This window comes from Methylobacter arcticus (assembly GCF_050917435.1).
GTDB classification, from domain to species: Bacteria; Pseudomonadota; Gammaproteobacteria; order Methylococcales; family Methylomonadaceae; genus Methylobacter_A; species Methylobacter_A titanis.
Genome location: NZ_CP159583.1, coordinates 2,988,109 through 3,000,789, shown reverse-complemented (window position 1 = coordinate 3,000,789; position 12,681 = coordinate 2,988,109). Strand labels below are relative to the sequence as shown.

Below are 12,681 nucleotides of genomic sequence, written 5' to 3'. Positions count from 1 at the left end.
CTGGATAAACAACCCCCTATCGGCCGGTTTGCACCTTCGCCCACCGGCCCTTTGCACCTCGGTTCCCTGTACACGGCTCTGGCCGGTTTTCTTCAAGCCCGCTCACAACAAGGCCGCTGGCTACTGCGCATTGATGACCTTGACACCCTCAGAAACATAAAAGGCTCCGCCGATACTATCTTAAAAACCCTGGAGAGCTTTGGCTTGCACTGGGATGACGAGGTTTATTGCCAAAGCCGACATATCGACGTTTATAACGACATTATCAGCGACTTACAAAGAAACCGGCTTATCTATCCTTGCACCTGCAGCAGAAAAAAACTGACAACCAGCGCTAGAAAGCAAGCGCCGCCCGATATTTACCCCGGCATTTGCCGAAACCGGCAAACCCCGCCTGATTGCCCTTATGCATTGCGCATTAAAACCGATAACCGCATTATTGCCTTTCGGGATGAGCTGCAAGGCCTGATTTTCCACAATATCGCCGAGCAAGATGGCGATTTTATCGTGCAACGCAAAGACCGGGTTATTGCTTATCAATTTGCCGTGGTCATTGATGATAACTTGCAACACGTGAACCATATCGTTCGCGGCTTTGATTTACTGGATGCAACGCCTAAACAAATTTATCTGCAACAGCTGCTGGGGTTTACTACTCCGGGCTATATGCATGTCCCGATTATTGTTGACGAACAAGGCTATAAACTCAGTAAACAGACGCAGGCGACGGCCGTCGATTTAACAGCGCCTCATGGGGTCATCTTTAAGTTGCTGGTCTTATTAAAGCAGAATCCGCCGATTGAGCTACAACAAGCCTCGGTCACTGAGTTGCTTAGCTGGGCGATTGCGCATTGGCATCCGCTTTTGTTAAAAAATACCCATGCCGTTAGTTGATTTGGGGCACGAAAAAAAGAGCTGCCTGATGGTTGATTAAGCGGTACCCAGCTAATAAGGTGCGACACAATCAGCCTGTGACAACCTGTCGCGCGACAATATGTCATATTTACCTGGGGGGCAGAGCGGGCTAACATGACCGCACTCTTGTTTATTACTACCTCCTAAAGGGTTTTAGAGTCTTTCATGCGGTCAATTTGACCGCATTTTTTTTGCCTGCCGTTATGCCTACCCATAACAGGACGCTATCTTAGGCAGTTGAAAGCAAGCCGATCGATTTCAGGCTGTTAATCTGGTCAGCATGAGAATGGCCGTTTAGCCGCCCGATTTTTGAGATACTTTGTCGCGCGGCAATATGCCGCATGTTTAATTTCCCCCGGTCAAGCTAGAATCCAGTGTCATTATTTAGCGTTTTTGTACAGACTCATTAAGGAATATGTTCATGTTTAATGACCCGAATTTTTTTACTATTCGCCAGCTTGATTTGGAAAACAAGCTTATTTTGCCGACAACAAAACTATATGACCAAGTGAGTTTTCAGCTTAATGCCTTGTATCAGGATATTCGTAGCGTATTGATTGATGCTCATTACCTTGTGTCGGCCACTGCCAAACAGCTTTACGAGCATCCGGTTGCAACAATGACCGCTTGGTATGAGCAGGCCGCTTATACCGGTACGGCTCTTTATGCCCAAGCTCAGGCGGTTGTGACACCGGTTTATCAGCACTGGCAAATTCAGGTGACTACGGGCAAGGAACAAACAATCCAGTTTCTACAGGCTTTTTGGGCTAACCCGGAACAGGTGACCCTAGCGACCTTTGAGCCGGTGACTCGTTATGTGGCAGCATTCACCGAGCAGTCTGAGCGGTATTGGCAGTTATTTATAGACAGTCCCGAACAGTTTACGGTGACGGCGCTTGCCCCGGTAACGGGTTATCTGAGCTCATTGTCCCAGGATGCTGAAGCGGTGTTAATTAGCAGTTATTATGCGCTGGCAGATTTATTTAGTTTGTTGATGGCGCAGCCTTCCGCGACGGTAGAGGCTTTATATCACAATACCCTATCATTTTTGCTTGATGTCTATTTCGATGTTATTTCGTCATTAGTCATGGTGTGAAATATTGTATCGACGCACTCTCAACGGCTGAGCCTATACCAACACGACATCGACGGATAATTCGACTTGATCCGAATGCATGACTACTCGATTGCGGCCTTCCAGTTTGGCGCGATACATTGCCTGATCGGCGGCGGCTATCAATGAAGCGAATTCCACGCCTGCATGTGTCGAATCGGATACGCCGATGCTGATGGTGCTGCTCAGAGCTACGCCGTCGTATTCTATCACCATTGCCGCATAGGTTTGACGCAGGCGATCCGCCAATATCCAGGCATCTTTTTCGAGAGTAGACGGCAGTAGAATACAAAATTCCTCGCCGCCATAGCGGGCGAAGTAGTCGTCGCTACGAATGGTTTTTTGCGCCACCGCAGCCAGACGTCGCAATACTTCATCTCCCACCGGGTGACCGTAGCGGTCATTGATAGACTTGAAGTGATCGACATCAATCATCAGCACTGCCAGCGTATCGCCGGTACGGTTGCAGCGCGCTGACAGGCGGACGGCTTCCTGTTCCAGGCTTCGACGGTTCAGCGCCCCGGTTAGCATATCAGTCGAGGCCAGTTTTTGCAGATCCGTGGCAAGTCGGTAATTCAGCATCAGTACGAGTCCAAACGTCAGGCACATTTGCGCCATGCTGCCAATAAAAAAGCTTGCCGGATTGATGGGCGTTTGCGCATAAAGGCTATAGGTATCGGGCGGCGCGAGAAAAACGATGACCGCTCTGGCCAGAAACATCGTGGCAACGACAGCGAACGACGCGCCGGTAAACCAATACGCAGTACGTAACGGTTGATCTATGCGGATGAACAAAGCACGGGCGCAGGCTGCGTTGCCGATGGAGAACGCCAACGAATTGGCGATCACGCGGGCATGAATATCGGGATGAAGGACAACGAACCAAATGCTTTGAATAAACACCACGCCGACCAGCAACCATGGAATATATCGGTTACAGAGCCCTGTCTTGAATGCCTGAATTCCGTTGAATTGCAAGCCTATTCCCGCCGCCATTAAGGTAGCGCCAAATGACAAAACCCAAGCGCTGTCGAGTCCCAGATGGGTATAGGAAAAGCCTAGGCCTAGTCCCATGCATAGACTGCCTGTTGCCCAGTGTTGAACTCCGCGAGTGTTGCCGCCATGTAATCCGGCCAGTGTCAGCAGGGCGGAAAATAGCACGCTCAGCGCGGATACCATCACCATCATTGTGCGGATGTCGAGAGTCATTGCGGTTACCGGATAGTGGACAGAATTTTATAGAGAGGGTGCATTTTCTTCCTAATTTGTAGCGGGTGTTATACGGTGTTGCGCATTCCCTGTGGACGCTGCTGGCATCAATGCACGATGAAGCTGGTTCGTCGTTTGCGTTGAATTTTTTTATTATATAGCAGACCATTTATAATCACAGTGTTGAATAATTTCATTTTTTCAGGATAAAGCCTGTTCTGGTAATTAAACGGCTATAGCATACAATGAGATTTGAACATCGGGTTCATACATTATTTTACTTGGGTGAGTTGCAGTTATGAATGATTTTATGAAATATACACCGATACGCCAGCTCATTCCCGGTATTTTACTGGCGGGGCTTTTATTGTTGGGCTTTATGGTGCTGCATGAGTTTTTGCTCACCCTGATCTGGGCGCTGATTATCGCCTACGTGGCATGGCCGACTTACCGGTGCTTAAGGCATCGACTCAACGGCAATGCCACGCTCAGTGCGGCGCTGATGACAACGATGATTGCGGCAGTGATCTTCCTGATCGTCTACTGGCTGGCCGCGATGTTGCAGGACGAGCTGAAAACCGCCTATCAAACCCTGATCAGCGGTTTTAACCCAGACACTTACCATTTGCCCGATTTTATCAAGCGCATTCCGTGGTTGGGCAACACCGCGCAACACTGGTTAGACAGGGTGGTTGACGATCGGGTCGGCGTGGTCGCGCAATTTGCCGACTGGGCACAGCAGTGGTCGGGCGAATTTGCCAAGTTTGTCGGCGGTATCGGGCAGTACATTATGAAGTTGGGCGTTATCCTGGTGACAGTATTCTTTTGTTTCCGTGACGGCGACGAGGGCGTTAGGCAGTTGAATCAAGGCCTGGTACGGTTTCTGGGGAAATATCAGCATGTTTATCTGCAAGCCGCCGGACACACGACCCGAGCCGTCGTTTACGGCCTAGTGCTTGCAGCGCTGGGGCAGGGCATGCTGGCCGGATTAGGTTACGCTGTTGCCGGTGTCCAGGCGCCGGTACTGTTGGCTACGGTGACCGCGTTGCTGGCGCTGATACCGATGGGCGCAACACTGGTGTGGATGCCGGTCGGTATCATGCTGATATTGGTCGGGCAGTCTTGGCAAGGTGTAGGCTTGTTGCTCTGGGGCTTTCTGGTTGTGAGTACCGTGGATAATGTTATCCGGCCGCTGGTTATCAGCGGCGCCAGCCGGGTGCCTTTTTTGGTGGTGCTGTTCGGCGTTCTTGGCGGACTCACGACTTTCGGTATGGTCGGCCTGTTTTTAGGGCCAGTGATTCTGGCTGTTCTGTTATCCGTTTGGCAATCCTGGTTGAAACTGCAGCAGCATGAACAAGATACCTCAGGATCGGCATCCGCCCCAGACTTGGACGTTCAGCCTGACTGGCATACCCTGCCGGTCGAGGCGGCGCTTTCTGCACAGAACTCTGATGCGCTCACCGGCTTGAGCCAAACAGCCGCGACAGACCGCTTGAATCGTTGCGGCCCTAACCGGCTGGACGAAAAACCGCCGCGTCCGGTCTGGCACCTGTTGTTATCGCAGTTCAAAAGTTTTCTTATCCTGGTGCTGATTGTAGCGGCTATTTTGGCCGCCGCTATCGGTAATATAATAGACGGCGTTGTGATTTTAGTCGTTGTGACCATTAATGCTCTGTTGGGATTTTATCAGGAATTTCAGGCTGAAAAATCGCTGGCGGCGCTTAAGAATATGCTCGCCTTGCAGGCCGAGGTGCGCCGCGATGGCCGCACTGTTCAACTGTCTGCCGATCAACTGGTGCCGGGCGATATAGTCATCCTGGAACCCGGCGACAAGATTCCCGCCGATGGCCGCATTATTTCCTGTCAGACATTGGAAGTCGATGAGTCCGCGTTGACCGGCGAGTCGGTACCCGTTGCCAAGCACCAACAGCCAATTGAGCCGATAACGCTACCGATTGTCGAGCGCAGCAACATGCTGTATATGAATAATGCCGTTACCCGTGGTCGTGCCGAAATGCTGGTGACCGCTACCGGTATGAGCACCGAGATCGGCAAACTGGCGGGACTGTTGGCCGAGGAAAAAGACGGCGATACCCCGTTGCAAATACAGCTCGACAGCCTGGGAAAACGTCTGGCCTTGATAGCCGTTGCAATCATCGGGGTGCTGTTTATGTCCGCCTTGTGGCGCGGCGAGCCGTTGATTCAGACCGCATTCACCGCGATTGCCCTGGCTGTGGCGGCCATCCCCGAGGGTTTGCCGGCAGTGGTCACCGTAACCCTGGCTTTGGGGATGCATCGGATGGCTCGGCAACGCGCCATCGTCAAACGACTGTCCGCTGTGGAAACCTTGGGTTGCACTACGGTTATTTGTACGGACAAGACCGGCACCTTGACCGTTAACAAAATGACTGCGCGGTCGATTTTTTATAAAGGCCAAAGCTATAAGGTCAACGGTGAAGGTTATGACACTGCCGGCGATATTTTGCCATCGAAAGAAGGTATTGCAGCGGATGATTTAGCGGATTTATTGCTGCCTTTAGCGCTGTGCAACAATAGTCATTTGCAGGGCAAACAGGTGGTCGGCGATCCTATGGAAGGCGCATTATTAGTGCTTGCCGCCAAAGGCGGTATCGACCAGGATCAGGCCATCTTGCAACTGCCGCGCATCGCCGAGATCCCTTTCGATGCCGAGCATAAATTCATGGCGACTTTTCATCAACAGGGCGACCAGATCAAGGTATTTATCAAGGGCGCGCCGGAAGTCTTGCTCAAACTGAGTCAGTCGATCATTGATAACAATGGCAACTCGCTGCCGCTTAAACAGGAGCAACTGCTGGCTCAAAACCAAGACATGGCAGGCACTGGTCTGCGCGTGTTGGGCGTAGCGGTGCGCACTCTGCCCGCAGGCGACTTCAATGCAGATAACGACTTGTTCCAATACATCCAGGAACTGACCTTTGTCGCTCTGGTCGGTCTCATGGATCCGCCCAGACCCGAAGCCCGCGAGGCAATCAAGCTTTGCCGGCAGGCCGGCATTGCCGTGAAAATGATTACCGGCGACCAGAAAGTAACAGCCTTTGCGATTGCCCAGGAACTGGGCTTGGCAGGTGAAGTGATCGAAGGCGAAGAATTGGCCGGACTGGATGATGACGCGCTGGCTGCGCGTATCAACGCCATTACCGTCTTTGCCCGTATTGCGCCGGAACAGAAAGTGCGGATCGTTAAAGCCTTGAAAATCGATGGTCATGTGGTGGCGATGACCGGCGACGGCGTCAACGATGCGCCCGCCTTAAAGAGCGCCGATATTGGCATCGCCATGGGCATTACCGGTACCGATGTCGCCAGGGAAGCCGCATCGATGATATTGACCGATGACAATTTTGCCACCATCGTCAAGGCGGTCAAAGAGGGCCGGGGCATATACGACAACATGGTCAAATTTGTGCGCTTTCAACTATCCACCAATATCGGCGCCATCCTGACCGTAGCCGGAGCGCCGCTGTTAGGGTTACCCTTGCCGTTTACCGCCGTGCAATTGCTGTGGATTAACATCATCATGGACGGTCCGCCGGCGATGTCGCTGGGCGTCGATCCGGTTCGCACCGGCAGCATGGACGAAGCGCCGCGCAACCCTGAATCGCGAATACTGTCATTGCGGCGTTTCGGCAACCTTTTCAGCTATGGCCTGATTATGGCTATCGGCACTCTGGGCATTTTGTATTACGACCTGCAAACCGGCGAAAGCCTGTCGGGAACAGGCGCAGCTCATGCGACGACCCTGGCGTTCACCACCTTTGTGTTGTTCCAGGTGTTCAACGTATTTAATGCCCGAGCGGAAAAAGGCACGACTTTCAACCGGCATTTTTGCGCCAACCGATGGCTCTGGCTGGCTATATTCGCGGTGGTTCTGCTGCAAATACTGGTGATACATTGGCCGATTGCACAGTTAATCTTTCATACCACAGCGTTAACAAAACTGGATTGGCTGATGGCGGTTGGTGTGGCTGCGAGCGTACTTGTTGTTGAGGAATTGCGCAAATTGTTGAGGCGGGTTATTACTGGGTGAGTTGTATTGCTTGCTGCGGTTAGTAACGAAGGACGTCTGACTTAACGAGTAAAGTCTTCTTTGAAAATCACCTAAACTTTGCCCTTAAGTATAAATACTTATACCGGGTTTTTAGTGGATTAAGCCGAGAGTGTGTTGTACGGTGACAAGCTGTGGGGATTTAAATCCGCCGTTAATAGGTATCTTTCATCCAGGAACGGCTTATGAATGACGCAATAGAGCAGAAAGCCAACTTTTCCGGCAGGGTTAAATCGGTTAAAGGCAGTATCGTCGATGTGTCTTTTGTGACCGATTTGCCGGGTATCAATCAAATGCTGTTGGTTGGCGCTGAGCAGAATATCGTCCTCGAAGTTGCCGGGCATTTGACGGCGACCGACGTCCGCTGCATCGCTTTTCATTCTACCGAAGGCCTGGAGCGGGGCGCTCCGGTTGCCGGTTCCGGCGGCTTTATTTCGGTGCCGGTCGGTGATGCGGTACTGGGTCGGATGATGAATGTGTTCGGCCAGGCTATCGACGGTAAGCCGGCGATAGCCGCCGAGCAAACGCGCTCTATTTACCAGCAATCGTTGCCGTTGGCACAGCGTAGCGCCAGTTCCGAGCTGTTCGAAACCGGTATTAAAATCATCGACCTGCTTGCGCCGCTGGAACGGGGCGGCAAGGCCGGACTGTTTGGCGGTGCGGGAGTCGGCAAGACGGTGATTATTACCGAGCTGATCCATAACATGGTCGGTCATTACCGGGGCATCAGCGTTTTTTGCGGTATCGGGGAGCGTTGCCGGGAAGCGGAGGAGCTTTATCGAACTATGGATGAAGCCGGGGTGCTGAAAGATTCGACGCTGGTTTTCGGCCAGATGAACGAGCCGCCCGGGGTGCGTTTTCGCGTCGGTCATGCCGCTTTGTCGGTCGCCGAATATTTCCGTGATGAATCCCGGCGCGATGTGCTGCTGCTGATTGACAATATTTTCCGCTTTATCCAGGCGGGCGCTGAAGTCTCGGGACTGATGGGCAGGATTCCGTCACGGGTGGGTTATCAGCCGACATTAGCGACCGAACTTGCGGAACTGGAAGAGCGTATCTGCAATACGGTCAGCGGCAGCATGACCTCGATTCAGGCGGTTTACGTGCCTGCCGACGATTTTACCGATCCTGCGGCCACCCATGTTTTCGGCCATCTTTCCGCTTCCATCGTCTTGTCCCGCAAGCGCGCCGGGCAGGGCTTTTATCCGGCAGTCGATCCGTTGGCGTCGCGCTCCAAAATGCTTAATGCGGCGATAGTCGGCGAACGTCACTATACGCTTGCGGTTGAAGTGCGCCGGGTATTGGCCGAATACGACGAATTGCAGGATATTATCGCGATGCTGGGTTTGGAAGAGCTCAGCGAAAACGACCGCGCCACCGTCAATCGGGCGCGGCGACTGGAGCGGTTTCTGACCCAGCCGTTCGCCACGACCGAACATTTTACCGGCCGCAAGGGGAGCTTAGTCAGTCTGGCCGACACGCTGGACGGTTGCGAGCGGATTTTGAATGACGAATTCGCCGATGTTCCCGAACAGGCTTTGTATATGATCAGCCATATTAATGTGCTGAATCTACATAAATAACCACGAAGAACACGGAGAGCACGGAGTGATGAAATTTGCTGGACTTACGAATCAGGTTATCGGCTGTGCCATTGAGGTACATAAAACATTAGGCCCGGGCTTATTGGAGTCGACTTACGAGCAATGTCTAGCCTATGAATTCCATCTGGCTGGGCTTTCTTTTGTCAGACAAAAATCTTTGCCTGTAAACTACAAAGGTGTTGTTATGGAATGTGGGTATCGACTAGATTTGATCATCGAAAACAAGCTCATTGTTGAACTGAAAAGTGTTGATAAATTACAGGGAATTCATGAGGCACAAATTCTCACTTACCTGCGCTTGAGTCATTTAAGTGTTGGTTTGCTTATCAATTTTAATGAAGTCATGCTGAAAAATGGAATTAAACGTTTTGTTCTTTAAATCTTCGTGCTCTCCGTGTTCTCTGTGGTGATAATCTTTAACTATTGTGGACTATTAAATGATGCGCTTAGAACTGCTGCTGCCCAGTCAGGTTCTGCTCGACGAACCGGTGCAAAAAATAATCGCCAAAGCCCGGAACGGTTCGTTTTGCCTGGAACCGCGGCATATTGATTTTGTCGCCGCGCTGGTTCCGGGGGTATTAACTTATGTTTCCGAAACCGGGCAGGAGGTTTTTATCGCTATCGATGAGGGAACGCTGGTTAAATGCGGGCATAGGGTGCTTATTTCTACTTATAATGCGGTGATGGGCGATAATCTGGAGACACTCAGGGACACGGTGGAGCAACGCTACCTGCAACTGGACGAGGCCGAACGCACTGCACGCTGTGCGTTGGCCAGACTGGAAGCCGGTGTGGTGCGCCGCTTTACCCAAATGCAAGGATAAATGCCGATGTTTCAATCCACGCCCAACCTCATCCGTCGAGTGACACCATCCGACGGATAGAGGTCGGTGGATTGAACCTAATAAGGTCATTAAAAAGGGTAACGACGCAGGTGCATCGTTGTCAAGCTTAAATAATTTTACTGAAGAAAAAGCTTTCAGACTAGCAAGGTAACTTGATGAAGGAATCCCAACATAAGACTGAATTTAGCAAATCGCTTGATCGGCAAGTCAAACGAAAGCTCAAGGCGCGCCAGCAAAAATCCCATCGTGTCTGGTTTGGCTTAGGCATGTTCGGCTTAATCGGCTGGTCGATAACGCTGCCCACGGTAGCCGGAATTGCCTTGGGTTTATGGATGGACAGGCGCTGGCCGGGACAGGTTTCGTGGACGTTGACGATGATGCTGGTCGGCGTGGTCTTAGGTTGCATGAATGCCTGGCGCTGGATAGGCGAGGAGAGTCGGAATGATTGACGGTTTATGGGCTATCGGCGTTTTGGTTTGGGGGGCGCTATTGGGGCTGATGTATTTCGGCGGACTCTGGTTAACCTTGCGTCGGCTGACGGAAGTTAAGCATCAGACCGCTTGGGTGCTGGGCAGTTTGGCCATTCGTAATGTGCTGGCGGTTGTCGGTTTTTTTCCGGTAGTCAGGCAGGGCTGGCAATATGCGTTAATTTGTTTGCTGGGGTTTATTCTGGCTCGATTTATATTAGTGCGACGCATTTCGCCGGTGCCGCGTTAGCCACTACTGGCGGTGGAGTGCAGGCTTCGCCTGCAAGCGCAAGCATAGCTTGCACTCCATGTTGTCGATGCTTATCGGCCAGTGTGCAATTTGGCAGTTTAGAGCGGCAAGGTTCAAAGCCAGCTTTATGATTTAATAAGGCCTGAGCAGTTACTGGAAATTTTGTAAAGACGAGGGCTTACCATGCTGAACAACCCAGATCAGATCATTTTATGGCAATACGATGTCATTAAAATCAATGCGACGCTGGCATTTACCTGGGCGGTGATGGCGCTGCTGGTCTGCGGCAGTTATTTGATTACCCGCCGGTTATCGGTAGACGCGCCTATCTCGCGGTTTCAGAATCTGCTGGAAGTTATTGTTGTCGAGGTTAATAAGCAAATTGGCGAACTCAGCCAGCAGCAACCGGAACGCTATCTTCCGCTGATCGGCACTCTGTTTTTGTTTATTTTTGCATCCAATGCGTTGGCTGTCGTCCCCGGCTTCATGCCGCCGACCGGGTCGCTATCGACCACTACCGCGCTGGCGCTGGCTGTTTTAATTGCGGTGCCGGTTTACGGCATTTATCGGGTCGGTTTATGGCGTTACCTTAAACAGTATTGCCAGCCGAATGCGTTCATGCTGCCGTTTAACATTATCGGCGAATTATCCCGTACCTTGGCTTTGGCGGTGCGGCTTTACGGCAATATCATGAGCGGTACCGTGGTCGCCGGTATTTTGCTCAGTATTACACCGTTATTTTTTCCGATTGCGATGCAAATGCTCGGCTTGCTGACCGGAACCATTCAGGCCTATATATTTTCAATACTGGCGATGGTTTATATCGCATCGGCAACGCCTAAAAGTAAGCGAAATCTTTAATGGCATCGTCCCCATTATTTAATTTAAGGAGTGCAACATGACAGAATTAACCCTGATTGCGGTCGCGTCGATTATTACCGCCGGATTAACCATTACTATAGGCGGAATAGGGCCTGCATTAGGCGAGGCCCGCGCGTTGGCTCAGGCGCTGAGCGCTATCGCTCAGCAGCCGGATGAAGCCAACACCATTACCCGAACCCTATTTGTGGGGATGGCGATGGTCGAATCGACGGCTATTTACAGTTTGGTTATCTCGATGATTCTGATTTTTGCCAATCCGTTTTGGGATTATGCGATAAGCCGCGCCGGGGGGTAATTGATGGCGATAGACTGGTTTACCGTCGGCGCCCAGATGATCAATTTCCTGATTTTAATCTGGCTGCTTAAAAAGTTTCTTTACCGCCCCATCATCAAGGTTATGGCCAGCCGGGAGCAGGGTCTGGTCGATCGTCTGCAACTCGTAGAAACCCAAATGAGCGAGGCGGAGCAACTTAAAAAACACTATGAAACCAGTCTGCAGCAATTAGCTAGCGACAAAGATAACATCCTGGCCGAGGCAAGACTACAGGCCGAAACCGATAGAAACCAGCGGCTGCAAAGTTTGAATGACGAACTTCAGCAGGAAAAAAAACGTTTTGACCAAGAAATGCACCGGCAACAGCAGGAATTGGGGACTGTAATCAACAGGGTCGTCGCTGAAAAAGCGCTACAGCTGGGCGGTAAAATACTCTCAAGTCTTGCCGATCAGTCGCTGGAGCAGCAGATAGTCGAACACTTTTTGCAAAATTTGGCCAAGTTGCCGGACGCCGAGCAATCGGTATTGCAACAAGCCTTAAGCCAAGACGATGCGGTAATCATTATCAGCCGGTTTCCGTTGAACGAAGCCCAGCGCAGCAAAATTCGCAGTCGCGTGGATCAATTGGCGCCGGTTCGCGAGATGGTTTTTGAACAGGATAGCCGCCTTATTTGCGGCATTACCTTGGAAGCAGGCGGCAGAAGCTGGGAATGGAATATTGATCGCTATCTGGCAGAGCTTGAAGTCGAGCTGCTAAAGCCGCTTGAGTAATTATATGGGAACGGCTTTAGCCGCGATAATCGCGGCTAAAGCCGTTATATCTACGACCACGAAAAGACGATGGTGACAGGGTCGTAAATTCCGTCCCACTTAGATGCTTGTTAGCTTAGTAGTCCGTAGGGGCGATCCGGCAGGTCGCCCATGACCGCTACAATGCGGGCGGCCTGCCGGATCGCCCCTACGAGAAACAAAGGGGTGAACAGTAGGTGACTGACTGGGCGACTAAAGTCGTCCCCACAACCTTGTCTATCTTTTAC

General features: G+C 51.5%; 12 protein-coding genes. 11 read left to right on the top strand and 1 reads right to left on the bottom strand.

All coding sequences use genetic code 11. From position 1 onward, the window contains the following. Window positions 1-894, top strand: a complete 894-nt coding sequence (gene gluQRS / locus ABXJ76_RS14220) for a tRNA glutamyl-Q(34) synthetase GluQRS (protein ID WP_432746530.1) — start codon at window positions 1-3, stop codon at window positions 892-894. Between the two features lie 442 nt (window positions 895-1,336). Next, window positions 1,337-2,011 (top strand): hypothetical protein, encoded by a 675-nt coding sequence (locus tag ABXJ76_RS14215; RefSeq protein ID WP_432741388.1) that lies wholly within the window; start codon window positions 1,337-1,339, stop codon window positions 2,009-2,011. Window positions 2,012-2,044: 33 nt separating this feature from the next. Here the strand turns inward: ABXJ76_RS14215 and ABXJ76_RS14210 are convergent, their stop codons facing one another. Further along, window positions 2,045-3,238 (bottom strand): GGDEF domain-containing protein, encoded by a 1,194-nt coding sequence (locus ABXJ76_RS14210; RefSeq protein ID WP_432741387.1) that lies wholly within the window; start codon window positions 3,236-3,238, stop codon window positions 2,045-2,047. A 298-nt stretch (window positions 3,239-3,536) separates the two neighbouring features. Between ABXJ76_RS14210 and ABXJ76_RS14205 the strand changes: the two genes are divergently transcribed. The 9 genes from ABXJ76_RS14205 to ABXJ76_RS14165 all read left to right on the top strand — a co-directional run bounded on the left by ABXJ76_RS14205 (window position 3,537) and on the right by ABXJ76_RS14165 (window position 12,415). Beyond that, complete coding sequence (locus ABXJ76_RS14205) at window positions 3,537-7,304, top strand: HAD-IC family P-type ATPase (protein WP_432741386.1); 3,768 nt, start codon at window positions 3,537-3,539, stop codon at window positions 7,302-7,304. A gap of 203 nt (window positions 7,305-7,507) precedes the next feature. Continuing rightward, the gene (gene atpD / locus ABXJ76_RS14200) at window positions 7,508-8,905 is read left to right on the top strand and encodes a F0F1 ATP synthase subunit beta (RefSeq protein WP_432741385.1); all 1,398 of its coding nucleotides are present in this window, start codon (window positions 7,508-7,510) and stop codon (window positions 8,903-8,905) included. A gap of 28 nt (window positions 8,906-8,933) precedes the next feature. After that, window positions 8,934-9,305 (top strand): GxxExxY protein, encoded by a 372-nt coding sequence (locus ABXJ76_RS14195; RefSeq protein WP_432746528.1) that lies wholly within the window; start codon window positions 8,934-8,936, stop codon window positions 9,303-9,305. A gap of 58 nt (window positions 9,306-9,363) precedes the next feature. Continuing rightward, window positions 9,364-9,750, top strand: a complete 387-nt coding sequence (locus tag ABXJ76_RS14190; RefSeq protein WP_432741384.1) for a F0F1 ATP synthase subunit epsilon — start codon at window positions 9,364-9,366, stop codon at window positions 9,748-9,750. 176 nt (window positions 9,751-9,926) lie between these two features. Further along, window positions 9,927-10,220, top strand: coding sequence for an AtpZ/AtpI family protein (locus tag ABXJ76_RS14185; protein ID WP_432741383.1), 294 nt, complete (start codon window positions 9,927-9,929; stop codon window positions 10,218-10,220). After that, entirely contained in the window at window positions 10,213-10,488 is a 276-nt protein-coding gene (locus tag ABXJ76_RS14180) for an ATP synthase subunit I (RefSeq protein ID WP_432741382.1), read from the top strand. The genes ABXJ76_RS14185 and ABXJ76_RS14180 overlap by 8 nt, the downstream gene beginning before the upstream one ends. Window positions 10,489-10,671: 183 nt before the next feature. Next, the gene (locus tag ABXJ76_RS14175) at window positions 10,672-11,349 is read left to right on the top strand and encodes a F0F1 ATP synthase subunit A (protein ID WP_432741381.1); all 678 of its coding nucleotides are present in this window, start codon (window positions 10,672-10,674) and stop codon (window positions 11,347-11,349) included. A 37-nt stretch (window positions 11,350-11,386) separates the two neighbouring features. Further along, window positions 11,387-11,665 (top strand): F0F1 ATP synthase subunit C, encoded by a 279-nt coding sequence (locus tag ABXJ76_RS14170; RefSeq protein WP_432741380.1) that lies wholly within the window; start codon window positions 11,387-11,389, stop codon window positions 11,663-11,665. A 3-nt stretch (window positions 11,666-11,668) separates the two neighbouring features. Next, entirely contained in the window at window positions 11,669-12,415 is a 747-nt protein-coding gene (locus ABXJ76_RS14165) for a hypothetical protein (RefSeq protein ID WP_432741379.1), read from the top strand. Window positions 12,416-12,681: the final 266 nt, after the last annotated feature.